The following is a 23,570-nucleotide window of genomic DNA, read 5'->3' as shown; positions in this document are numbered from 1 at the left end:
TTCTTAGCAGGCGGAAGCCGGACCCGCTTAGCGACACTGTCGAAGCTGCTAGGTTTTGCCATCGATCGGTCTCACACAGCGTCTCACACAGACGAGCAGACCAACTATGATAGCGGGAGACAGAAAATGCCAGTATGCAGAGCTGATTACCGCGTTCGCTTCTATCATCCCTGTCTCGTGGCGGCCCTTTCACGGCGAAAACACGGGTTCGATTCCCGTAGGGCGCGCCACTTCGCTACAGAGCGACCCCCCGGCATGGCTCATGAGCCGGCGGTGGCCGCCTCGAGGCTGGCCGTGTCGCCGACCTGAGGATCAGGTCCGCCCCCGACGTCCCCCGGTCGACGATCGCCGCATCCGAGCGCTGTACAGGCTTGGCCATACTCTCGACGTAATAGCCGCGCTTCCAGGCGGGACAGGTGTTGTCAAGCTCAGCTGAGCAGGACGCACGATTGGTATCGGCCGCGGGCGTGACCGTATCGGGCCGCGGCTCATGGGAAGTCCGGGATCATGATCATGGACGGTCGGGGCGCCGAGGGCGGCGACGGGGATGCGGTCGGCCTGCGCGGGCGTCAGACGGGAGTTCTCAGCCGCCGGTCGTTTCTGGCTGGCTCGGCCGTCGGCCTGGGCGCGCTCGGGCTCGGTGGCTGCGCGACATCCGATGGCCTGATCCTGGCCGAGGCGGCGAAGATCTACGGGCCGATGCCCGACGAGAAATTCCCGATCCCGGCCGCCGACGTCAGCAAGGTCAATCCGAAATACTTCCGCCAGACGGTCCGCTACGACACCAAGGAGGCGGCCGGCACGATCGTCGTCGATCCCCGCAACTTCTACGTCTACCGCGTCGAGGGTGACGGATCCGCCACCCGCTACGGGGCCAATGTCGGCCGCGATGGGTTCCTGTGGAGCGGCGACGCCTACGTCGGCCGTAAATCCGAATGGGCGACCTGGACGCCGCCCCGGGAGATGATCAAGCGCCAGCCCGAGGCCGCCAAGTATGCCCGCGGCATGCCGGGCGGCCTCGACAACCCGCTCGGCGCCCGCACGCTCCATCTCTACCAGAACGGCGCCTACACGCTCTATACGATCTACGCGAGCAGCGATCCCGAGACGATCGGCTCCGGCATCACGAGCGGCTGCGTCGGCCTGCTCAGCCAGGACATGATCCACCTCTACGCGCGCACGCCGGTCAAGACGAAGGTGGTGGTCCTGCCGGCCTAAGAGGCTTGTCGGCCCCCCGGGCCGATCCAGCCGGATGCCCCGGCCCTGCCGGCGGCGCTCCTCGCCGCGGCCGGTCGCCCCCGCGTGGCGGCCGTGAAGGGGCGCAAGCCCGTCAGGAGCAGGCCGCCCGGAGGGGCGGGGTTGCGGCGGATCCATGCCGCGGCGCGGAGAGGCGGATTGGCAGGTCGGTGAGGCGCAGGGACCGGCGCAGGGCCCTGGACAGCGCATCCACCAGCATCGTCAGGACGGCGGTCGCCACGATCAGCAGCACGGCGACGTCGAGGCGCAGCTCCGAGATCGCGGCATCGACGTAGAAGCCGAGCGTCGCCACGCCGAGGATGCCGAAGATCGCGCTCTCGCGCAGGATCAGCTCCCAGCGGTACAGCAGGTAGGCGAGGAACTGCCCGTAGAGCCGCGGCACCGTCTCGTAGCTGTAGAGGTTCAGGCCCGTCGGGGCGTCGGCACGGTAGGCGAGGTCGTCGGCGTGGCGCCCCATCAGGTAGCCGACGATGCCCGCGTTGTGGATCGTTAGCGCCAGGATCGCCGGCAGCATCGACGGCCCGAGCAGCTGCAGCAGCACGTAGGCCAGCATGTATTCCGGCGTCGAGCGCACGATCACGAGCAGGACGCGCCCGAAGGGCTGGCCGATCGGCCCCGCGAACCGGCGCGAGGCCAGGGGGAACAGCAGCAGCGCGCCGAGGGCGGTGGCTACCAGCGCGATCTGCGCGAGCACCAGGGTCTGGACGGCGCCCGGCAGGATCTGCTGGGTGAGGATCGGCTGGAACCAGAGCCCGAGCCGGCTCCAGGTCGCCGGGTCGAGGAGCGCGCCGGACCGGAGCGGGCTCGGGACGATGTCGTGCGTCACGAAGCGGTCCAGGCTGGAGAGCCAGTGCGTCGTCCCGACGGTGCGCGGAAGGGCGAGCACGCTGACGATGAGAAGGAGGGGCAGGGTCGAGAGCCGCATCCAGAGACGGCGCGAGCCGATCAGGGCGTAGAACACGAGGAGCAGGGCGCCGGCCTCGGCGTAGCGGCCCTGCCGGAAGGCGGATTCGAGGTAGAAGCCCATGGTCGGCAGGCCGATGAAGCCGAGCACCAGGGTCGAGCGCATGGCGCACTCGAACCGATAGAGCGTGTAGTGTCGGAAGGCCGCGGCGACATCCGGAAGACGGCCGTACGCGAAGGCCGAGAGGGCACCGGTCCCCTCGGGCAGCACCCGCAGGGCCGACAGGTCGGCCTCCTCCATGATCTCGGAATAGACCTTGGCGCAGATCCCGGCATAGGGCAGCGCGATGGCGAGGATGCCGGTGAGGGCCGATAAGCCGAACACCTGCATCAGGAGCAGCGCCCAGAACAGCTCGTGCACGGAGCGCAGGCCGGCGCAGACGAGGCGCACGCCCCGGATTCTGGCGAACGGAATGGCGAGGACGAAGCCGGCCCCGGCCCCCGCCGTCACCCCGAGGATCGCGAACGCGACGGTGTACACGACGCTCCAGATGTCCACCGCCAGCAAGTCCGGATGGATCAGGCCGCCGAGCAGGCGCTGGAGGTCGGCCCAGGGATGCAGGCTGCTGACTGCGAGGTCGGCTGCCAGGAGCGCGGCCAGCGCACCCGCTGCAAACCAGCGCGTCACCGCCGCGTAGCCCCAGCCGGGAATCCGGCGCAGGGCGCTCACGAGGCTTGACCGTAGAACGGGGCGAGGGCCGCCTCGTCGAGGTCGCGGGCGGGCGCGTCGAGCACGATGCGCCCGGCATCGAGGACCACGATCCGGTCCGTGTGCGCGAGGGCCAGGGCGATGTCGTGGAGCGCCAGCACCAGGGTCCGGTGGCGCCTGGCCAGCCGCTCCAGGACGAGGCCGCCCTGCGTACGGTCCAGAGCCGAGACCGGCTCGTCCCCGATCAGGATCGGGCGCCCGTTGTAGAGCGCGCGCGCCACCGAGACGCGCTGCTGCTGCCCGCCCGACAGGGCGCCGGCCTTGGCGTGGAGTTCGCCGGCGAGCCCGATCTCCCCGAGGATGTCCCGGATCTCGTCCAGGTCGGCGCGGGCCGGAAACGCCAGCGTGCGCAGGTTGTGCAGGGTCGAGCGCCGGTCGAGCCGGCCCATGTAGACGTTGTGGAAGACCGACAGGGTCCGCACCAGGGCCGCCGCCTGCGGGATCAGCGCGGTGCGGGCGCGCGCTTGGGCGTGGATGAGCCCGAGCAGGGTGGACTTGCCCGCCCCCGAGCGGCCCATCAGGGCGACCCGCTCGCCGGCCCGGATGGTCAGGTCCACCTCGAACAGGACCGGCTTGCCGCCATAGGCCGCCTGGGCGCCAGACAGCACGATCTCCGGCTCGGGTCGGGATCCGGCGTTCACCGCGCTGCGCTCGTCTCAGTCCAGCAAGCCCGTGGATTTCGCCACGCGCTCGATCGGCTCATAGGCGGCATTGGTGACCGGGATGAACTTCGAGCGGGCGAAGGGCGCCAGGATCGCCGGATCGGTGATGCCGACGAGGGCCGCCTTCAGCGTCTCGGTGAAGCCGGCGCCGTAGATCGCGTCGACATCGCCCCGCACGGTCCACTGGTAGTCGGGAAACGGCGGGCTCTCCCAGATGATGCCGACGGTCGTGTGGTCGACCTTGCCGGCCTTGTCGTCCAAGTCCCACACCGAGTAGTCGACCGCCCCGACCTCGAAAGCTCCGGACTGGACGAGCTGGATCGTGCGGGTGTGGTCCCCGGAGAAGCCGACGCGGGAGAACACCTCCTCGGGCGTCTTGCCCGGGAACGCCGCGCGGATGAAATACTCCGGCATCAGGCGACCCGAGGTCGAGGCGCGCGAGCCGAACGTGAACGTCTTGCCGGCGACCGCCTTCGGGAAGTCGGCCGACTTCGCCAGGCCGGTCTTCGTGTTGGCGATGAGGTAGGTCTTGAAGGCCGCGTCCTCGGCGCCTTGCGCGATCGCCTGCGCACCGGGCGAGGCCTTGCGCGCCTGCACCCCGGTGAAGCCTCCGAACCACGCGAGTTGCACCTGGCCGTTGGTGAAGGCCGTCACCGCCGCCGGGTAGTTCTTCACGGGGATGTACGTCACGGGGACGCCGAGCTTGCCCTCGAGATAGCGCGCGACCTTGCCGAAGCGCTCCACGAGACGACTCTCGTCTTGGTCGGGAATGCCGGTGAAGACGAAGGCCGGTTTCGCGCGCTCCTGCGCGCCCGCGGGGCCGGATGCGACGAGACATCCCAGTCCCGCCAGCAACGCCCCGTTCAACGTCCGTCTCAGCATCGCCGTCCCCACCCGTGTTCCGACACTCTACACCCTCAAGCGCACGCCGATGTCCAATCAATTGACGGCTCATGCGGGCGTTAAAGCGCGCGCCGCCGAAGTGGATACCGGTTCGGCGTCAGCGAGAGCCTTGAATCGAGGACTGGGAGCCGCTCCCGGTCACCGGATCGGGGCCCCTTCTGTCGATGATGGATCCTGCGGGACGATGCCGTGCGCCTACGGGCCGCCCGGAGGCGGTGGCCGCAATGCGGTCCTGCACCGCGCGCTTCGGCCCGGCCGCCGCCTGCGCTGCACCGATCCGGGCACGAGGCGGGCACGAGCCGGGTGGTGGTGCGACGCGCCCGCGCTGTGCCGGCCTGATGGCGGTCTGTACCGGATGCCCGCTTTTGTCTGGTAGGACCCGTTCCGAACCGTCAGTTGTCACAGCTCTCGATGCCACAGGATTCAGCCATGGATACGCCTCCGGTCCGCCTCACCAGCCTCGCCCATGGCGGAGGCTGCGGCTGCAAGCTCGATCCGGCGGTGCTGCGCACGCTCCTCGCCGACCAGCCGGTGGCCGGCCCATTCGAGCGCCTGCTCGTGGGCAACGAGACGGCCGACGACGCGGCGGTCTGGGCCCTGGATGACGGGACCTGCCTCATCGCCACGACGGACTTCTTCACGCCGATGGTGGACGATCCCCACGATTTCGGTCGGATCGCCGCCACCAACGCGATCTCCGACGTCTACGCCATGGGCGGCAAGCCGATCCTCGCGCTCGCCATCCTGGGCATGCCGGTGGGCAAGATCGCCCCCGAGATCGTCGCCCGGATCCTGAAGGGCGGGGCCGCCACCTGCGCCGAGGCGGGCATCCCGATCGCGGGCGGCCACTCGATCGATACCCCGGAGCCGATCTACGGCCTGGCGGTGATCGGATTGTGCGACCGTGCCCGCATCCGGCGCAACGCCGACGCGCGAGCCGGCGACGTGGCCATCCTGACCAAGCCGCTCGGCGTCGGCATCTACTCCGCCGCGATCAAGCGCGAGGCCCTCGACGCCGCGGGCTATGCCGACTTCGTCGCCACCACGACGCGTCTCAACAGGGTCGGGGCAGATCTGGCGGGCGATGCGGAGGTCCATGCCATCACCGACATCACCGGTTTCGGCCTCCTCGGGCATGGGCTCGAACTCGCCCGCGGCGCCGGCCTGACCTTCGTCGTCGCGGCCGGCGCGATCCCGCTCCTGCCCCGGGCCGAAGCGCTGGCGCGGGACGGCTTCGTCACCGGCGCCTCGCACCGCAACTGGGCGAGTTTCGGCGGCCAGGTCACCCTGCCCGAGGATCTGCCGGACTGGCGCCGCCACATCCTCACCGATCCCCAGACCTCGGGCGGCCTCCTCGTGACCTGTTCGCCCGGGCGTGCCGAGGCGATCCTGGCCCAGGTCCGCGCCGCGGGTTTCGCGCAGGCCGCCATCGTGGGGCGGTTCGAGGCCGGCGCCCCCGGGATCCGCGTCGAGGCCTGAGGGGGCACGGGGCGGCCTCGACCTCGTCTGGGCCGCTTGCACCGAACCGGTATCCAGTTCGGCGGCATGCGCCCTAAAGCGCCACCGTGCGGAAGCCGGCGAACACGTCCCGGCGCTCCGGGCCGAAGAAGTTGCGATAGCCGGTGTCGACCATGCGCGAGCGGGTCGCCCAGGCGCCCCCGCGCAGGACCTTGCGCGTCCCGAAGGCCGGCTCCGAATACTCCTTGTAGGCGTCGGGCGCGAAGCCGGGATAGGGCAGGAAGGGACTCGCGGTCCATTCCCAGACGTTGCCGAGCATCTGCCGGCAACCCCAGGCGCTGTCGCCCGCGGGGTAGGCGGCGACGTCGACGCAGCCGAGATGGCCGCCGTCGAGATTGGCGCGGTCGGCCGTGGGCGGGGCATCGCCCCAGGGATAGCCGCGCTTGGTGCCACCGAGCGTCCCATCGTGCGCCGGCGCTCCGGCGGCGGCGACCTCCCATTCCGCCTCCGTGGGCAGGCGCCGGCCGGCCCAGCGGCAATAGGCGTTGGCCTCGTGCCAGTTGACGTGGACGACCGGCTCGTCGGGCGCCAGCGGCGCGTCCCGGTCGAACCTGCGGACGGTCCAGTCCCGCGCGCCGTGAGGCGTCCAGTAGGCCGGGTGCGCGGCCCCGCAGCCGTCGCGCCAACCCGCCCCGTCCGCGTCCCAGTGGGCGTCCGCGCGGTAGCCGCCATCCGCGACGAAGGCCGCGAACTCTGCATTGGTCACCGGCGCGCGGGCGATGCGGAACGGCGCGACCGGTACCGGATGCGCCCATTTCTCATTGTCGAACACGAAGCCCCCGGGCTCGGATCCGAGCCGCCAGGTTCCGCCGCCCACGGTGGCGTCGCCCGGCCACGGGCCGGTTCCCGCGGACCGGGCGCTGGCCGATACGGCGAAGGCCGGCGCGGGATAGCCCAGCGTCTGGCGCGTGTACGTGAAGGCCTCGTCGTGCATGTCCTCGTGGAAGGTGACGAGCTGGTAGAGGTCGGCCTCCTCGCCTGTCGGCTCGCGGTCGGCCAGACGCCGGATCAGGGCCTCGTGGACCCGCGCCATGTAGCCCAGGGTCTCCGGCAGCGCCGGCAGCGGGATCGACCAGCGCGTCGCGTGCGGCACCCGGGCGGAATCGTAGAGCGCGTCGGCCTCGGCCATCAGCGGCGGCTGCCCGTCGAGCGCTCTCAGGATGAAATGTTCGTGAAACCAGGCGAGATGCCCGATTTCCCACAGGAGCGGGTTCACGAGATCAGATTTCGGCCCCATGAGGCGGTCACGATCGAGGCCTGCCACCAGTTCGAGCGTTCGCGCCCGGGCATCCTGCAGCATGGCCACGAGGTCGGCAGCGGAAACCGGTGTGCGCATCAAACGTCCTGGAAGCCTGTCGAGACCATGAAGATCAGTCTCATCACGCCGGCTGCGCGAATGTCCCGCGCCGGAAATCGGACAACGGCGACCCGCTGGGCGCGCATCCTCGGCGATCTCGGACACCAAGTCGAGGTGACGACGGCCTACGGGGAGGATGCGGACGCCGATCTGATGCTCGCCCTGCACGCCTGGCGCAGCGCCGGGTCCATCGCGCGCTTCAAGGCCCGCCACCCCGACCGGCCGCTGGTGGTCGCCCTGACCGGCACGGACGTCTACCACTATCTCGCGGCGGACCCCGGGCCGACGCTGCACGCGTTGGATCTGGCCGACCGCCTGATCGGCCTCCACGACCTGATCCCCGCCGCGCTTCCGGAGCGCCACCGCGGCAAGCTCGACGTCGTGTTCCAGTCCGCCCTGCCGCGGCGACAGCGCTGGCCGGTATCGGCGGCGGCTTTCGAGGTCCTCGTCGTCGGGCACCTGCGCACCGAGAAGGACCCGTTCTGCGCCGCCCGCGCCGCCCGGCGGCTTCCGGCCCGGTCCCGCACGCGCATCGTCCATCTCGGCGGCGCCTCCTCGGAGGTCTGGGCGGACCGGGCGCGCGCCGAGATGGCCGACAATCCGCGCTACCTGTGGCTCGGTGACCGGCCGGGCTCCCTGGTTCGGCGGTGGCTGACCCGGGGGCGCGTCATGGTCCTCAGTTCTCAGCAGGAGGGCGGTGCCAACGTGGTGTCGGAAGCCCTCGTGTCCGGCCTGCCGGTGATCGCCTCCGACATCCCCGGCACGCGCGGCCTGCTGGGGCCGGCCTATCCCGGCTATTTCCCGGTCTTCGACGAGGCCGCCCTGGCCTCCCTGCTCCTGCGCGCCGAGGAAGAGCCCGGGTTCCTGGACACCCTGGCCGCGTGCGGCGCGGCCCGGCAGACCTGTTCGCGCCGGCCCGGGAGCGCGAGTCCCTCCGGCGCGTCGTCGCGCGCTGCCGCCCGTAGCGCCCCGCTCCGGCGCCCCCGGCTTCCCAACGCGGCGCAGAAGCCATCCCGGCCCGGTCAGTCCGCGGCGGCGTGGCGGCGCAGGTCCGCGATCGTCGCCCGGGCGGTGTCGAGGGCGATGGCGACGGCCGACATCGTGGCCGCGTCGGGGCACGCTCGCGGGCGTAGCGGACGGCGTCGCCGGCCAGGCGGTCGACCTCGCGGGTCAGCCCGGCGGTCGCCGCCGGGTCCTGGGCCGCGCGGGCCTGTTCGGTGATCTCCAGGAGCCGCTCCACGATCTCGTCGATGTGCTCGCGGCGCAGGCCGGCCAGGCGCTGCCGGATCCAGGCCAGGACCGAGACCAGGCCGCCCGCGAGCGCGCCGAGCAGGTAGAGCGTGTCGCCGTAGCGCTCGACGAAGCCGTGCTGCTCGCGCTCGTAATAGTCGATCGCCCCCGGGTGGATCGGGATCCGGGCGCTCGTGGCCGCCACCGTGGTCTCGTAGGACGGGGCCTGGACGTAATCGGCCGCCTCCGTGGCGTTGGCTGCCTGCGTGCGCTTCTCGAACAGCTGCTGGGTCAGGTCGGCCGCCACGGCACGGCTGAGGGATGCGCGGGCCATCAGCCGGTAGGAGGCGCCCACCGTCTTCACGTCGTCGGCCGGAAGCTTGGGCCGGCCGCCGAACAGGCCGCCCGGGATGGCCACCGCCTGGAGCTTGGGGAAGCGCTCAATCACGGCGTCGTCGTCCGCCACGGCGACGAACGCGACCTTGCCGCCGCGCGCCACCGAGCGGACCGCCGCGACCAGATCGAGCGCCTTGGGCGCGGAGGGCGCGATGATGCTGATGAAGGCGTCAATCCGCTTCTCGCGCAGCGCGCCGGCCACGCCATCCTCGGCGACCGGCACGAGCACGACCGCGCGGTCGCCCGGTCCGGTGCCCGCCGCCGGCTCCAGCGTCAGGCCGTAATAGCCGAGGAGGCTCTTGAGCAGTCCGATATCGGCGTCCCGGTGCGTGCCGATGCCGATCCGCTTGCCGGCCAGGTGCGGGAAATCCGTGATGCCGGCCTGCTCGGGCGAGGCGATGATCATCGCCTGGTCGCGCAGGATCGCCAGGGTGAGCCCGTTGGTCGGCAGCAGCACGTCGGGCCGGACCACCGCCAGGTCGGCCCGACCGTCCTGCAGGGCGGCGGCGCTCTCGCGCACGTCCTCGAAAGCGAGGATCTTGAGGCGCAGGCCCGTGCGGCCCGATTCCAGCGCGTCCGCGTAGGCTTTGATCAGGGCGGGCTCGGTGCCGTCCCGGGGCGCCACCGCGACGGTGAGCACGGTCGCCTGCAGGAGATACCAGGCGGCCAGGGCCGCGACACCGAGGAGCAGGACGGCGCCGGCCAGCAGGGTCTCGCGGCGCAGCAGCCAGGACAGATCGCTCGGCATCGGCCTCTCGGTGGGTCGCGTCCGCGCCGCTTGCCGGCGCGGCTCGAAAGCGCGGCTACAGCGCCAGTTCCGGGAGCGGATCGACGTCGCGCAGGCGGGCCGGTGCGGGCTCGGCGTGGCCTGGCGGCTCGACGGAAAAATAGGCCATCGGCTCCCGGCGGCCGCGCAGGGGCTCGCGGCTGACCTCCCGCCAGACCGCGGTGGCCGGGCCTGCGGCCCGCCGGACCGCCTCCGAGGCCAGGATCGGCACGCCGTGGACCTTGGTCGCCTGCTCAAGGCGCGCGGCGACGTTCACGGTGTCGCCCAGCACGGTGAACTCGTAGCGGGCCTCCTCGCCGATGATCCCGCTGAACACCTCGCCGCAATGGAGGCCGATCCCGATGCGCACCGTGGCGTCGTGCTCGCCCTTGCGGTTCCAGCGGGCGATGGCCTCGACCAGGTCCCCCGCGAAGGCCACCGCCCGGGCGGCGTCGTCGCCCTGCGCCTCGGGCAGGCCGAACACCACCAGGGCGCCGTCGCCCAGGAACTTGTCGACCACGCCGTTGTGCAGCTTGGCCGTCCACATCACCCGGCGCCGGAACGCGGACAGGAACGCGGAGAGCTGCTGCGGGTCGAGGCGCTCGGCCAGGGCGGTGGAGCCGCGCATGTCGACGAAGGCGATGACCGCCTGCTGTCGCCGGCCTGCCCGCAGGCTGCCGTCGTCGTCGGCCAGGCGCGAGACCAGCTCCTGCGGCAGGAAGCGCGACAGCCGGCGGCGGCGCCCCGCCTCGCGCATGACCGACACGGCGAACAGGATCAGCACCAGGACGAGCGCGGCCAGGGCCGCCCAGATCAGCAGCGCGATCCGGGAGACCGCCGCCTGGCGCTGCTCCATCAGGGCCGTCTCCTGGGCCTCCATGCGGCGCACGACCGTGCGAATCTCGTCCATCAGGCGGCGCCCGCTCCCCTCCCGGACGAGGGTCCGGCTCGCCTCGGCGTCGCCGCCCCGGTACAGGTCGATGGTGGTGGCGAGTTCGCCGAGCTTCTCGCGGATCAGCAGGATCAGGCCGTCGAGTTCGGCGCGCTGGCCGTCGTCGTCCCGCAGCAGGTCGCCCAGGCGGGCGAGTTCGCCGTTGACCTTGGAGCGGCCGGCCCGGAACGGCGGCAGGAAATCCTCGTCCCCGGTGAGCAGGTAGCCGCGCTGCCCGGTCTCGGCGTCCTGCACCGCCGACAGCACCCGGCCGAGGCGCCCCTCCACCGCCAGGGCGTGGCGCACGGCCTCGCTGCCGCGCTGCTGGTAGACCGAGGCGCCCACGGCGATGCCCAGCATGGTCAGGATCACCGCGAGGCCCGCGACCATCCGGTCGACGGTCTTCGAGCGCCGGGGCAGCTGCCCGATCACGTCCAGGGCGGTCCGGGCGGTCATGCCGTTGTCGCGCGGGCGAGGAATACGCAGGATCTGGCCACGCAGGATCGGACCATGCAGGATCGGGTCGCGCGGAATCGGCCCAGGCAGGAGCGTGCCGCGCGTGCGTCGGCGATCCCGCCGGCCGGAGCGGCCGGCCGGATGGGCTCGCGCATGGTCGCGCTTCGCGCCGCGGGCACAGCGATCTCCTGTCTCGATGGGGTCGGCGGGCGATCCGGACCGGGCCGACGGGTGGGACCGCCAGCACAAAAGGCGGCCCCGGCGATTGTTCCCGCCGCATCGGGCAAACATAACGGACGACGGCGGTTTCCGGCCCCTGCTGCCGCAATCGTGATCCGATCCGGGTCGTCCCCCTCCCCCACCCCGGCCGCTACAGGCCGAACATGCTCTGGGTCGGGGCGTGGAGCGTGAAGGCGTGGCCCTCGTCGATCCAGCCGGTGCCGGCGTGGCCCTTCTCGATATAGGTGATCTCCGCGGCGCTCGACGCGTAGTAGTGGCGGCCGCTCTCGGTGTTGACGAACCGCTCGATGTTCATCGCGGCCGATCCGGGCGCGGACGGATCCGTGTAGGCCTCGAAGGCGACGCCGTCGTAGCGGTAGCCCGAGCCGGACCCGATCAGGCCGTCCCGCTCGGCGGCGCTGGCCGTGTAGAAATGGTCGCCGGTTGCCGCGTTGGTGAAGTGGAACACGTCCGCGGTGCCGGCCGTGTCGGTGGGCGCCGCCCAGCCGACCCCCTGATACGCGTAGGCCGTCTGGGAACCCGTCAGGGTGTCCCGTTCCGCCGTGCTGGCCGTGTAGAGGTGCTGTCCGGTGGACGCGTCGTAGAAGTGGAAGACCGGCTCCAGGCTCGCGCCCGCACTGCTCGGGTTGGCCTGGTAGGCGCGCAGGTAGTCGATGTTCATGTGGGCCGGGAACGGCGTCGTCGCGTCGGCATCGCCCGGCCACGTGCCGCCGACCGCCAGGTTGGCGATCATGTACATCGGCTTGTCCAGGCTGGCCGGCGTCGGCGTGCGGTAGACCTCCTGGCCGTCGAAGTAGAAGGCCAGGCTGTCGGGCCCCCAGTCGACCCCGTAGGTGTGGAAGCCCCCGCTCATGTCGGCGACGTGCGCGGTGCCCTGGCTCAGGGTGTGGTCGCCGGCGGTCTGGCCGGGCGCCAGGCTGTGGACGCTGGTGTAGAGCGTGTCGGAGTCGTGCCCGAGCATCTCCATCACGTCGATCTCGGGGGGCCAGGAGCCGTCCTTCGACAGCAGCCAGAAGGCCGGCCACATCCCCTGCCCGGCCGGCAGCTCGGCCCGCATCTCGAAGTAGCCGTAGGTCTGGCTGAAGCTGTGGGACGTGTTGATCATCCCGGACGTGTAGGGCTGGCCGCCGAGGTCCGGGAGCAGCGCCGGGTCGGACGGCGCGGCCGTGATGGTCAGGATGCCGTCATGGACGCCGAACGGGTTCGGCAAAGCCGCGCCGCTTCCGCCGACGAGATGGTCGGCGCGGAGGTACCATTCCTGCTCCTGGTTGAACGGACGCGTCCCGGTCGCCGTGACGTAGCTGCCCCATTGCGGCCCGCCCGCCGTGTCGAGGCCCGAGGTCCCGTTCCAGAGCTGCAGCGTGTCGAACTCGGCGCTGTAGGTCAGGGTCGCGGTCTGCGCGAGGTTCTTTGGGTCGATCGGCATGGTGGCTGGCCTGTCGGTTGTGCCGGATCCCGGCGGCCCGGTTCCATTATGCAATCAAGAGTTGCAATATCCTTGCCGGCCCGGCGAACAGGCGCCCGGCCCTACTTCTCGCGAAACGCCCGGCGCGCCTGATCGACCAGGGGCTTGGTCAGGTACGACAGCACCGTCCGGTCGGCGGTCCGGATGAAGGCCTCCACGGGCATGCCGGGCATCAGCTTGGCGCCATCGAGCCGGCCGAGCTCGTCCTTGGTCACGCCCAGGCGCACCAGGTAGTAGAAGCTGCCGGTCCGCTTGTCCTCGCTGACGTCGGCGGCGATCCGGATGACGCGGCCGTTGAGCTCCGGGGTCGTCCGCTGGTCGAAGCTCGGGAAGCGCAGGCCGGCGGCCTGCCCGGTCTGCAGCCGGTCGATGTCCTGGGGCGCGACCCGGACCTCGGCCACCAGGGAATCGGCGTTCGGCACGATCAGCATGATCGGTTCGCCCGGGGAGATCACGCCCCCACGGGTATGGACCGCCAGCTCGTGGACGTAGCCGGTCTGCGGCGAGCGGATCTCGATGCGCTGGAGCTGGTCGAAGGCGGCGATCCGCTGCTCGGTCAGGGTCGCGGCCTTGGCGCGGTTCTCGGCCAGCTCCTTGGCGACGTCGCTGCGCAGGTTCTGCTCGAGCTGGATGATCTGCAGCTCGGTCTCCGAGACCTTGCCCTTGGTCTGGGCGATGTTGGCCACCAGGACCCCGCGCTCGCCCTTGAGGCGGGACATGTCGCGCTGCAGGCTCGTGAGCCGGGTCAGCTGGATCAGGTTCTTCTTCCAGAGATCCTCGACGCCCTCGTATTCCCGGCCGATGATCGTGGTCTCCTGCTCCTTGGCGGCGGCCTGCTCGACCAAGCCCTTGATCTCCTCGCGCAGCTGGCCGATCCGCTCGCGCAGCTGCGCCTTCTGGCCCTGGAGCGCGTCGCGGCGGAAGCGGAACAGCTTGCGCTCGCCGTCGACGATCCGGGCGACATCGGATCCGGCTCCGCCGAGTTCGGCCGGGAACGCGACCTCCTCGCGGCCGTCGCGCTCGGCCTCCAGCCGGGCATTGCGGGCGGCGATCTCCCACAGGCTCTTGGTGACGCTGTCGTAGGTCGCCCGGGTGGTGGTGGCGTCGAGGCGGACCAGCAGGTCGCCGGCCAGGACCCGGGCGCCCTCCTGGATCGGCAGTTCGGCGACCACGCCGCCGGTGGGGTGCTGGACCTTCTTGATGTTGCTCTCGACCACCAGGGAGCCCGTGGCGATGATCGCCCCGGACAGTTCCGTGGCGGCCGTCCAGGCGCCGGTCCCGGTGGCCAGCACGATCACCGCGGCGACGCCGACGACGTGCCGCCGCAGCGAGCGCCGGGTCTCGCGGGTCGGGTCGGCGGAGGCCTGGTCCCGCGTCATGCGACCCTCGTGGGTGTCTGCCGGGTCAGGGCGCCCAGCTGCGCCAACACCTCGTCGCGGGGCCCGTGCAGGCGCACGCGGCCCTCGCCCAGGACCAGGATGCGGTCCACCGCCGCCAGCGCGCTCGGCCGGTGGGCGATCACCACGACGATGCCGCCCCGGGCGCGCACGCCCTGCACGGCGGCCGACAGGGCGCGGTCGCCGTCGACGTCGAGGTTGGAGTTCGGCTCGTCCAGCACCACCAGGAACGGGTCGCCGTAGAGCGCCCGCGCCAGCGCGATCCGCTGGCGCTGGCCCCCCGACAGGCCGAGCCCGCCGGCGCCGACCCGGGCGTCATAGCCGCCCGGAAGCCGCAGCACGACCTCGTGGACGCCCGCCGCCTTCGCGGCCGATTGCAGGGCCTCCGGGTCCGGCGCCGGGTCGAACCGGGTGATGTTCTCCGCGATGGTGCCGTCGAACATCTCGATGTCCTGCGGCAGGTAGCCGACGGCGCGCCCGAGGGCGTCGGGATCCCACTGGTCGATCGCCGCGCCGTCGAGGCGGATCACCCCGCGGACCGGACGGGCCAGGCCGACGAGCGCGCGGGCGAAGGTGGACTTGCCCGAGCCGCTGGCGCCGATCACCCCGAGCGCGCTGCCGGGGGCCAAGGCGACGTTGACGTCGTGCAGGATCAGGCTGTCGGTCCCGGGGGCGGCGATCGACAGGGCGGTCACGCGCACGCTCTCCCGGGGCGCCGGCAGGGGTGTCAGGGTCTCCGGCTCCCGCCGGGGCAGGAACGCCACGAGCCGGCTCCAGGCCTGCCGGGCGGCCGAGAACGACTTCCAGTTGGCGATGGCGAGGTCCACCGGCGCGAGCGCCCGGGCCGACAGGATCGTGGCGGCCAGCATGACGCCGGCGGTGGCCTCTTCGCGCACCACCAGGTAGGCGCCGAGCCCCAGGATCCCGGATTGCAGCACCGTGCGCAGCAAGCGCGCGACCGCACCGAAGCCGATGGCCAGGTCGTTGCCGGAGGTGGCGACGTCGAGGTTCCGGCGGGTCCGGACCTGCCAGAGGTCGGCCACCCGCGACCGCATCCCCAGCGCGCAGAGCAGCGGCGCCGTCCGGTGCGCCATGTCGGTGAAGGACCGGCGCTCGCCGGCGACCCGCACGGTCTCCCGGGTGGTCTCGGCGGAGGCCCAGTCGGTCAGGACCGTCAGCACGCACAGGAACAGGGCGCCGGCCGCGATCGCCGCCCCGAGCCAGGGATGGAACAGGAAGCAGACCGCAATGTAGAGCGGCACCCAGGGCAGGTCGAAGAAGGCGGTGAGCGCCATACTCGACACGAAGCCCCGCACGGTGTCGAGGTCGCGCAGGGCCTGGGGGCCGTCGTCGCCGCGGGGCGTCTCGGAGCCGCGCGCCAGCAGGGTCCGGAAGATCCGCGGACCGAGGCGCTCGTCCACCAGGCGGCCGAACCGCGACAGGATCCGGGCGCGGAAGACCTCGAACACGCTCTGGATCACGAACAGCATCAGGGCGATGCCGGCGAGCCCGACCAGGGTGGCGATGCTGCGGCTCGGCAGCACCCGGTCGTAGACCTGCAGCATGAAGATCGGGGCGGTCAGCATCAGCAGGTTGATCAGGCCGCTGACGATCATCACGGTGATCAGGGCGGTGCGCCCGGCCCCGATCGCGGCCCAGAATTCCCGGCGCTTGGCAGCACGCAACACGCGTTCGTCGGTCAACGGACTGTCCCCCGGAGCCTCGGCTCCACATCCTCCCAAAAAAAGCCCCCGCCGCGTGGGCGGCGGGGGCTCCGGTCGTCAGAGGCCGAGCAGGTGCAGGCCGCCCGCGGCCGAGTGCGGAGTCGGGTCGGTGTGGTGGATGTCGGCATGGCTGCCGAGGTCGATCGTGACGGTCCCGAGATCGAGGCTCGCCCCGTGGGAGCCGCCGGCTTCCCCGGCACCCGCCGGCGCCGTCGAGGCCGGGCTCAGGATCTGCCCGACGAGGGAATCCACGCCGCCGCCGCTGCCTTGCGGCAGCAGGATGCTGTCGCCGGAGAGCAGGCTGGCGGTGGCCAGGCTCGGCTGGTCGGCACCCACCGCGATGGCGCTCGCCTGCACGGTGTGGGACGGATCCGCGGCGGGGTGAGCACGGCCGCGTTGGCCAGGGCGTCGCGGTGGTCGGGCCCGCGGCCACGTCGATCAGCGGGTGGGTCCCGGGGCCGGCATCGCCCGAGCCGCCGCCGGTCAGGCCGCCCAGCAGGCCGCCGACCGGGTTGCCGCCCGCGCCGCCCTCCGTGTCGCCCGAACGACTCGATCCCGAATGCCCGCAGTTTCGCCTGTGCCACGGCGACCCGCGCCGCCCTGGCCGCCGGCGGCGCCGGAGAGGGCCCCGGTCACCGACCCCAGGACGCCGCCGGCCGCACCGGCGACATGCCCGACATCGCCGGCGACCTGCCCGATCGCGGGGGCCGCGTTGCCGCTCAGAACCGCGCCGGGCAGGTTGACCACGTCGGTCAGGAGGTTGGTCGACTCCCCGAGCTCGCCCAAGCCCACATCGGTGCCGAGGTCGATCACGGCGTGGAGCGGCGCGTTCAGGATCGCCACGTCGTGGCCGGCTTGTTCCAGCACGCCGTGGATGGCGTCGATCGCCCCGTTGGCGAGCCCGGCCACGGGCTGCAGCGGCGCGTTCGGTCCGAGCAGGGTGCCGATCCCATCCGCCTGGCCTCCACCGGCGAGGCCGCCGAGCAACCCGTCGAGGGGCGTTCCGCCGTGCCCGCCGAGCAGGCCATCCACCGCCGAGGTCACGGGGGCGAGCAGGCTGCCGCCTGGCGCTCCGGTATCGCCGCCGAGCCCGCCGAGGAGGCCGGTGACGCCGCCCAGCAGGCCGCCGGCCGCGTGGGTCACGGCGCCGACATCGCCGAGGATCGGCGACAGCGCCCCGAGGCCCTGGCCGCCCAGCAAGTCCCCGGGCAGGGCCGCGACGTCGGTCAGGAGGTTGCCGCCCTGCCCCAGATGGCCGAGGCCGAGGGTCTCGCCGAGATGGGTCAGGCCGTGCAGGGCGTCGTTCAGGAGCGGAACCGCGTGCCCGAGATTCTCGAGGGTCGCGTGTATGTCGAGCACCGCGGTGTTCGCCAGGTTGGTGACGGGGGCCAGCAGCCCGTCCGACGAGAGCAGGCCGCCGGCATTGGCGACCCCGGTCACCGAGCCGACCAGGGTGTCGGCCGAGCCGAGGACGTGGCCGAGATCGGACAGGACCGGGTTGGCCGACGCCAGGCCGCCGCCGGTCAGGAGCGATCCGGGCAGGGCCAGCGTGTCGGTCAGGAGGTTGCCGCTCTGACCCAGATAGCCGAGGCCGAGTGTCTCGCCGAGAGCCGTGACCGCGTGGACCGGCGCGTTCAGCACCGGGATCTGGTGGCCGGCATCCTCCAGCGTGGTGTGCAGATCGAGGACGGCCTGGTTGAGGATGCTGGTCGCCGGGCTGAGGATGCCGTCGGCCCCGACCAGGCCGTTGCCGTTCGCCGGCGCTGCCGTGACCGATCCGAGCAGGGCGCCGGCGGCCGCGGCGACGGCCCCGGCATCGCTCGGCAGCGACGGGATCGCGCCGGACCCGGCCGGGTCGGCGCCAGCGCTCGTGAGGTCGGTGATCAGGTTGCCGCCCGCGCCGATATGGCCGAGGCCCACGGTCTCGCCGAGATTGGTCAGCCCGTGCAGCGGCCCGTTCAGCGGGGCGACCGCGTGGCCGAGCCCCTCCAGCTGCGCATGGGTGTCGAGCACGATCTGGTTCGCCGTCGCGCTGACCGCGTCGGGCAGCACCGATCCGCGCGCATCCGTGGAGCCGGTATCGACGGTGCCCTCGATGAGCGAGGCGATCGGGCCGAGGCTCGCGAGCTGGCCGGTGGAGAGGGCGGTCGTGGATAGGAGTGCGTCGGGGCCGACGAGCCATGCGAGGGAGCGCGACGCGGGGCTGAGGATTGCGGCGGGAGAGAGCGACATGAACACCTCCTGGTTCATCAAGTAACCAGTATTGCAACTGTGAGTTGCAAATTGCGGCGTCGGTAGGGAATACCGAGGCCACCTTGATTCGGTGGATCGCGTCTGTTGCGAGAATACGCTTGCGGGGGTGGCCGGTCCGGCCGATCGCGTCGATCCGCTGATCGAGGACCGCGATCGTGTTCGGGTAAAGCCCGGCGGACAGATGAAAGCGGGTCTTCGCCAACCCGACCAGCTCGCCGGTGGCGGCCCGCGCGGTGGGCGGCGGCTCCTTCGCCGCGGGACGGCCTGCGCGCAGCCCCGGTTTGTCGGTGCTGGAACGAGGGCCTAACGCCGCCCCTGCGCCTCGGCCGGACGCCAGCGGTCGAGTTCCCGGTCGATCGCGCCCTCGGTGCCGCGCAGGAACTCCGCGGCCGGCAGGCCGGGCGCGAGGGCGGCGAGGTAGCTCACCACGATCGTGCCGGCTCGCGTGGCCATGCCCCGGGGCCAGAACAATCCGGAATTCACCGCGACCGGCACCACCGGCAGGCGCAGCCGGCCGTACAGCAGCTCCACGCCACGCTTGAACTGCAGCGGGTCGCCGGCCCGGCCCCGCGTGCCCTCCGGAAAGATCAGCACCGAGCGGCCCGCCGCGACGGCGGCCTGGCTGCCCTCGATGATCGCCCGCAGGGCCTGCGTGCCGTTGGCGCGGTCGATCACGATCATCGGCGAGCGCCGCAGGAACCAGCCGACCACCGGGATCGCCAGCAATTCCCGCTTGGCCACGATGGCGACGTCGGGGACCAGCACCAGGAAGGCCAGGGTCTCCCAGGTCGACTGGTGGTTGGCCACGAGCAGGCAGGGCTCAGCCGGGAGGTGTTCGCGCCCCTCCTCGACGTAGCGCAGGCCGACGATGCCGTGCAGGCCCGCCAGGACCCCGCGGGCCCAGAGCCGCGCCGCCGTGCGGACCGGCCGCGCCGGCGCCCCGGCGAGCGCCAGGACGACCAGCGGCGCGACGAACAGGGCCGTCCAGACGGTCCAGTAGGCGACGAACAGAAGGGAACGGGCGTGCTGCGCCAAGGTCGGGCCTCACCTAGGGCCCGGGGCGGGGCTGGGGTGGTTCAGGGGGGAATAGCGCCTCGCGGAACGGGGCGCACGGCAATTCAGACGGGCTCGAAAGCCGCAGGCACCCGCGAGTGCCGGCCAGGGCCAGTATTTCCCCCTCGCCGCGCGCGCAAGTCCGTCGATCCGGATCCGGGTTCCGGATGGAGACTTGGCGGCGCCCTTCGCAGGGGCGACAAGGGCTGGGCCCGGCAGCCTTCCGCGCCGGTGCCGAGAACGGCCGCCGCCGAGCGGCGTTGTTGCTACGGTTCAGACGGGCGCGGGCGCGCGTGTTGAAGGAGACCGGGTTGGCGAGGGTGACGGGGCGTGCGGAGGACGGGGGGGCCGGTTGGGACGGTCCGGCCCTGGTCGCGGGCGGCGGCGCGGCGGGCGCCGTCATGCGCGCGTTCGACTGGTCCTCCTCGCCGCTGGGCCCGCCCGAGCGCTGGCCCCAGTGGCTGTCGGCTGCCGTGAGCTTGATCCATGGGTCGGGATTCCCGATGTTCGTGGCCGTCGGGCCGGCGCTGGGCCTCCTCTACAACGACGCCTACGCGGATGTGCTGGGCAGCAAGCATCCGGCCGCCATGGGCGCGCGCCTCCGGGACGTCTGGGCGGAGATCTGGGCCGACCTTGCGCCCCTCGTCGAGGCGGCGATGGCCGGCGAGGCGACCTGGGTCGAGAACCGGCCGCTGGTCATGAACCGCCACGGCTACGACGAGGAGACCTGGTTCACCCTCTCCTGCGCGCCGCTCCGGGACGCGGCCGGCGCGGTGGCCGGGGTGTTCTGCACCTGCACGGAGACCACCGCCCGGATGCGGGCCGAGACCGCGCTCCGGGAGAGCGAGGCGCGGTTCCGCAACATGGCCGACCATGCCCCGGTGATGATGTGGGTGACCGGCGCCGACGGGGCCTGCACCTACCTCAACCGCCGCTGGTACGCGTATACCGGCCAGACCGAGGCGGAGAGCCTTGGCCTCGGCTGGCTCGACGCGGTCCACCCGGACGACCGGGATGCCTCGGCCCGGGCGTTCCTGGACGCCAACGCCCGGCACGGGCCGTTCCAGGTCGAGTACCGCCTGCGCGGCGCCGACGGCCGCTATCGCTGGTTCATCGACGCGGCCCAGCCCCGTCGCGGCGAGGATGGCGGCTTCCGCGGCTATATCGGCTCGGTCACCGACATCCACGACCGCAAGGCCGCCGAGGAGCGCCTGGTCGAGACCACGCGCCGGCTCGACGCCATCCTCAACAACACCTCGCAGGCGATCTTCCTGATGGATGAGCGCCAGCACTGCAGCTACATGAACCGCGCCGCCGAGACGCTCACCGGCTACGCCCTGGAGGAGACCGAGGGCCGCGCCCTGCACGACGTCGTGCACCATACGCGGCCGGACGGATCGCCCTACCCGCTCTGCGAATGCCCGATCGACCAGGCCTTCCCGGAGAACGAGCGCGAGCAGGGCGAGGAGGTCTTCGTCCACAAGGACGGCTCGTTCTATCCCGTAGGCTTCACCGCAAGCCCGATCCGCAACGAGCGCGGCGAGCCGATCGGCACGGTCATCGAGGCCCGCAACATCGAGGGGGAGCTGCGCGCCAAGGCCGCCCTGGAGGCGTTCAACGCCACCCTGGAGCGGCGCGTCGAGGAGGAGGCCGCCCGGCGCGAGAAGGTCGAGGAGGCCCTGCGGCAATCGCAGAAGATGGAGGCGGTCGGTCAACTGACCGGCGGCATCGCCCACGACTTCAACAACCTGCTCACCGGCATCTCGGGCAGCCTGGAGCTGCTGCAGACGCGGATGAGCCAAGGCCGGCTGACCGACCTCGACCGCTACATGACCGCCGCCCAGGGCGCGGCCAAGCGGGCGGCGGCGCTGACCCACCGCCTGCTCGCCTTCTCGCGCCGCCAGACCCTCGACCCCAAGCCCACCGACGTGAACGCCCTGGTCCACGGCATGGAGGAGCTGGTGCGCCGGACCGTCGGCCCGTCGATCCACATCGAGGTGGTGGGCTCGGCCGGCCTGTGGCCCGCCCTGGTCGATCCCGGCCAGCTCGAGAACGGGCTCCTGAACCTGTGCATCAACGCCCGGGACGCCATGCCGGAGGGCGGGCGCATCACCATCGAGACCGCCAACCGCTGGCTCGACGACCGCGCCGCCCGGGAGCGCGACCTGCCGCACGGCCAGTACCTGTCGCTCTGCGTGTCCGATACCGGGACCGGCATGCCCCCGGAGGTGATCGCCAAGGCCTTCGACCCGTTCTTCACCACCAAGCCCATCGGGCAGGGCACCGGGCTCGGCCTGTCGATGATCTACGGCTTCGCCCGGCAATCCGGCGGGCAGGTGCGGATCTACTCCGAGGTCGGTCAGGGCACGACCGTGTGCCTCTACCTGCCGCGCTTCCACGGCGACATCTCCGCCGCGGTGGCCGTGCCGGATGCCGGCGCGGTGCCCCGGGCCGAGCAGGGCGAGACGGTCCTGCTCATCGACGACGAGCCCTCCGTGCGGATGCTGGTGACCGAGGTCCTGGAGGATCTCGGCTACATGGCGATCGAGGCCGCCGACGGCCCGTCCGGGCTGAAGGTCCTGCAATCGGACGTGCGGATCGACCTGCTAATCACCGATGTCGGCCTGCCGGGCGGCATGAACGGCCGGCAGGTGGCCGATGCCGCCCGCGAGACCCGTCCCGGGCTCAAGGTGCTGTTCATCACCGGCTATGCCGAGAACGCCGCGGTGGGCAACGGCTACCTGGACGACGGCATGCAGGTGCTCACCAAGCCCTTCGTGATCGAGGCGCTGGCCGCGCGCATCCGGGATATGATCGAGCCGTGAGGCCCCGCGCTGTCCCGCGGCGCACGGGCGCCTCACGGCTGCGGCGCGGGCGGCACTGACAAGGCATGGCACTGACAAGGCATGGCACTGACAAGGCATGGCGCGGCCGCTACCGTGCGCGCGGCACCGGGGGGTGCGTGGGACCGTGGGGGAAGCGTAGGGCAAGCCGATGATCGATACCGAAACGGCGTTCCCGGCCTGTCCGGCGCCGCGAATCTCGACGGGCGTTCCAGGCCTGGACGACATCCTCTGCGGCGGCCTGACCCCGAGCCGCCTCTACCTGCTCGAGGGCACGCCCGGAACCGGCAAGACCACCCTGGCGCTCCAGTTCCTGCGCGCGGGCGCGGCCCGGGGCGAGCCGACGCTCTACGTCACCCTGTCGGAGACCGGCCAGGAGCTCCGCGCGTCCGCCGCGACCCACGGCTGGTCTCTCGACGGCATCGAGCTCTACGAGCTCGTCAACGAGATGGGGCTCGACCCCGACAGCGAGCAGTCGATCCTCCACCCGTCCGAGATCGAACTCGGCGAGACCGTCCGGGAGGTCATCGCCCGGGTCGAGGCGCTGAAGCCCGAGCGGGTCGTGTTCGACTCGCTGTCGGAGCTGCGCCTGCTGGCCCAGAACCCACTGCGCTACCGCCGCCAGATCCTGGCGCTCAAGCAGTTCTTCGCCAAGCGGGCCTGCACCGTGCTGATGCTCGACGACCGCACGTCGGAGACGGGCGACCTGCAGCTCCACAGCATCGCCCACGGGGTCGTCTCGCTGGAGCAGGCCCCGCGCGAGTTCGGCTCCGAGCGCCGGCGCCTGCGCATCGTCAAGATGCGTGGCATCAAGTACCGGGGCGGCTACCACGACTTCCTGCTGGAGACCGGCGGCATCCTGGCGTTCCCGCGCCTGATCGCGGCCGAGCACCACACGCCGTTCGACGCGACGGCGCGCTCCACGGGCTCGGACGCGCTCGACCTGCTGCTCGGCGGCGGATTGGTGCCCGGCACCAACACCCTGTTGCTCGGCCCGTCCGGGGTGGGCAAGACCACCATGGCCATCCGCTGCATGCTGACCGCCCTGGAGCGCGGCGAGCGGGGCACCTACTACCTGTTCGACGAGGGCCTCGCGACCCTGCTCGCGCGGTCGGCGACCCTTGGCATGGACCTGAGCCCGCATATCGCGGCCGGGCGCCTGACCATCACGCAGATCGACCCGGCCGAACTCTCCCCCGGGGAGTTCTCCAGCATGGTCCGGCAGAGCGTGGAGGAGCACGGCTCCAGCGTCGTCGCGATCGACAGCCTGAACGCCTACCTGCACGCGATGCCGGGCGAGGAGTACCTCATCCTGCAGATGCACGAGATGCTGAGCTACCTGAACCAGCAGGGCGTCACGACGCTGCTGGTCCTGGGGCAGCACGGGGTCATCGGCGAGGTCCGCACCGACATCGATCTCAGCTATCTCAGCGATTCGATCCTGCTG

At 71.9% G+C, this 23,570-nt stretch carries 16 protein-coding genes (1 of these 16 cut by a window edge); 4 read left to right on the top strand and 12 right to left on the bottom strand.

Annotated elements, in window-relative coordinates:
- The first annotated feature begins 507 nt into the window (after nt 1-507).
- The gene (locus tag FVA80_RS07095; protein WP_147907641.1) at nt 508-1,218 is read left to right on the top strand and encodes a L,D-transpeptidase; all 711 of its coding nucleotides are present in this window, start codon (nt 508-510) and stop codon (nt 1,216-1,218) included.
- Nucleotides 1,219-1,330: 112 nt separating this feature from the next.
- Here FVA80_RS07095 and FVA80_RS07090 read toward each other — a convergent pair whose 3' ends face one another.
- Genes FVA80_RS07090 through FVA80_RS07080 form a run of 3 tightly spaced genes read right to left on the bottom strand, consistent with a single transcriptional unit; the run spans nt 1,331 to nt 4,473 of the window.
- Nucleotides 1,331-2,890: an ABC transporter permease gene (locus FVA80_RS07090; protein WP_246692299.1), complete on the bottom strand. Its 1,560-nt coding sequence runs from the start codon at nt 2,888-2,890 to the stop codon at nt 1,331-1,333.
- On the bottom strand, nt 2,887-3,570 hold the full coding sequence (locus FVA80_RS07085; protein ID WP_147907640.1) for an ATP-binding cassette domain-containing protein: 684 nt from the start codon (nt 3,568-3,570) through the stop codon (nt 2,887-2,889). The genes FVA80_RS07090 and FVA80_RS07085 overlap by 4 nt, the downstream gene beginning before the upstream one ends.
- A 15-nt stretch (nt 3,571-3,585) precedes the next feature.
- Nucleotides 3,586-4,473 (bottom strand): putative selenate ABC transporter substrate-binding protein, encoded by an 888-nt coding sequence (locus tag FVA80_RS07080; protein ID WP_147907639.1) that lies wholly within the window; start codon nt 4,471-4,473, stop codon nt 3,586-3,588.
- A 450-nt stretch (nt 4,474-4,923) separates the two neighbouring features.
- On the opposite strand from FVA80_RS07080, the gene selD reads away from it, so the two are divergent.
- Nucleotides 4,924-5,973 carry a selenide, water dikinase SelD gene (selD, locus tag FVA80_RS07075; protein WP_147907638.1) on the top strand — a complete coding sequence of 350 codons (1,050 nt, stop codon included), beginning with the start codon at nt 4,924-4,926 and terminating at the stop codon, nt 5,971-5,973.
- 73 nt (nt 5,974-6,046) lie between these two features.
- Here the strand turns inward: selD and senA are convergent, their stop codons facing one another.
- The 9 genes from senA to FVA80_RS07030 all read right to left on the bottom strand — a co-directional run bounded on the left by senA (nt 6,047) and on the right by FVA80_RS07030 (nt 19,262).
- Complete coding sequence (senA, locus tag FVA80_RS07070; RefSeq protein WP_147907637.1) at nt 6,047-7,348, bottom strand: selenoneine synthase SenA; 1,302 nt, start codon at nt 7,346-7,348, stop codon at nt 6,047-6,049.
- A gap of 697 nt (nt 7,349-8,045) precedes the next feature.
- Nucleotides 8,046-9,743, bottom strand: a complete 1,698-nt coding sequence (locus tag FVA80_RS07060) for a TAXI family TRAP transporter solute-binding subunit (RefSeq protein WP_246692298.1) — start codon at nt 9,741-9,743, stop codon at nt 8,046-8,048.
- A 55-nt stretch (nt 9,744-9,798) separates the two neighbouring features.
- Entirely contained in the window at nt 9,799-11,148 is a 1,350-nt protein-coding gene (locus tag FVA80_RS07055) for a CHASE3 domain-containing protein (protein ID WP_147907634.1), read from the bottom strand.
- A gap of 370 nt (nt 11,149-11,518) precedes the next feature.
- On the bottom strand, nt 11,519-12,814 hold the full coding sequence (locus FVA80_RS07050; RefSeq protein WP_147907633.1) for a family 16 glycosylhydrolase: 1,296 nt from the start codon (nt 12,812-12,814) through the stop codon (nt 11,519-11,521).
- Between the two features lie 101 nt (nt 12,815-12,915).
- Nucleotides 12,916-14,232, bottom strand: coding sequence for an HlyD family type I secretion periplasmic adaptor subunit (locus tag FVA80_RS07045; RefSeq protein ID WP_147907632.1), 1,317 nt, complete (start codon nt 14,230-14,232; stop codon nt 12,916-12,918).
- Nucleotides 14,229-15,953, bottom strand: coding sequence for a type I secretion system permease/ATPase (locus FVA80_RS07040; RefSeq protein WP_147907631.1), 1,725 nt, complete (start codon nt 15,951-15,953; stop codon nt 14,229-14,231). The genes FVA80_RS07045 and FVA80_RS07040 overlap by 4 nt, the downstream gene beginning before the upstream one ends.
- 78 nt (nt 15,954-16,031) lie before the next feature.
- Complete coding sequence (locus FVA80_RS31065) at nt 16,032-16,331, bottom strand: hypothetical protein (RefSeq protein WP_246692297.1); 300 nt, start codon at nt 16,329-16,331, stop codon at nt 16,032-16,034.
- Between the two features lie 126 nt (nt 16,332-16,457).
- The gene (locus tag FVA80_RS07035; RefSeq protein ID WP_246692296.1) at nt 16,458-18,206 is read right to left on the bottom strand and encodes a hypothetical protein; all 1,749 of its coding nucleotides are present in this window, start codon (nt 18,204-18,206) and stop codon (nt 16,458-16,460) included.
- Nucleotides 18,207-18,530: 324 nt separating this feature from the next.
- Complete coding sequence (locus FVA80_RS07030) at nt 18,531-19,262, bottom strand: lysophospholipid acyltransferase family protein (RefSeq protein ID WP_147907629.1); 732 nt, start codon at nt 19,260-19,262, stop codon at nt 18,531-18,533.
- 419 nt (nt 19,263-19,681) lie between these two features.
- Here FVA80_RS07030 and FVA80_RS07025 point away from each other — a divergent pair, with 419 nt between their 5' ends.
- Nucleotides 19,682-22,105, top strand: coding sequence for a PAS domain S-box protein (locus FVA80_RS07025; protein ID WP_147910751.1), 2,424 nt, complete (start codon nt 19,682-19,684; stop codon nt 22,103-22,105).
- A 169-nt stretch (nt 22,106-22,274) separates the two neighbouring features.
- Nucleotides 22,275-23,570 carry the 5' portion of an ATPase domain-containing protein gene (locus FVA80_RS07020; protein ID WP_147910750.1) on the top strand. 228 nt of this gene lie beyond the right edge of the window, so the window shows 1,296 of its 1,524 coding nt (coding positions 1-1,296); its start codon is at nt 22,275-22,277; its stop codon lies beyond the right edge, outside the window.

The organism is Methylobacterium sp. WL1 (assembly GCF_008000895.1).
GTDB lineage: Bacteria > Pseudomonadota > Alphaproteobacteria > Rhizobiales > Beijerinckiaceae > Methylobacterium.
This window is presented reverse-complemented; position numbering and strand designations above follow the sequence as displayed.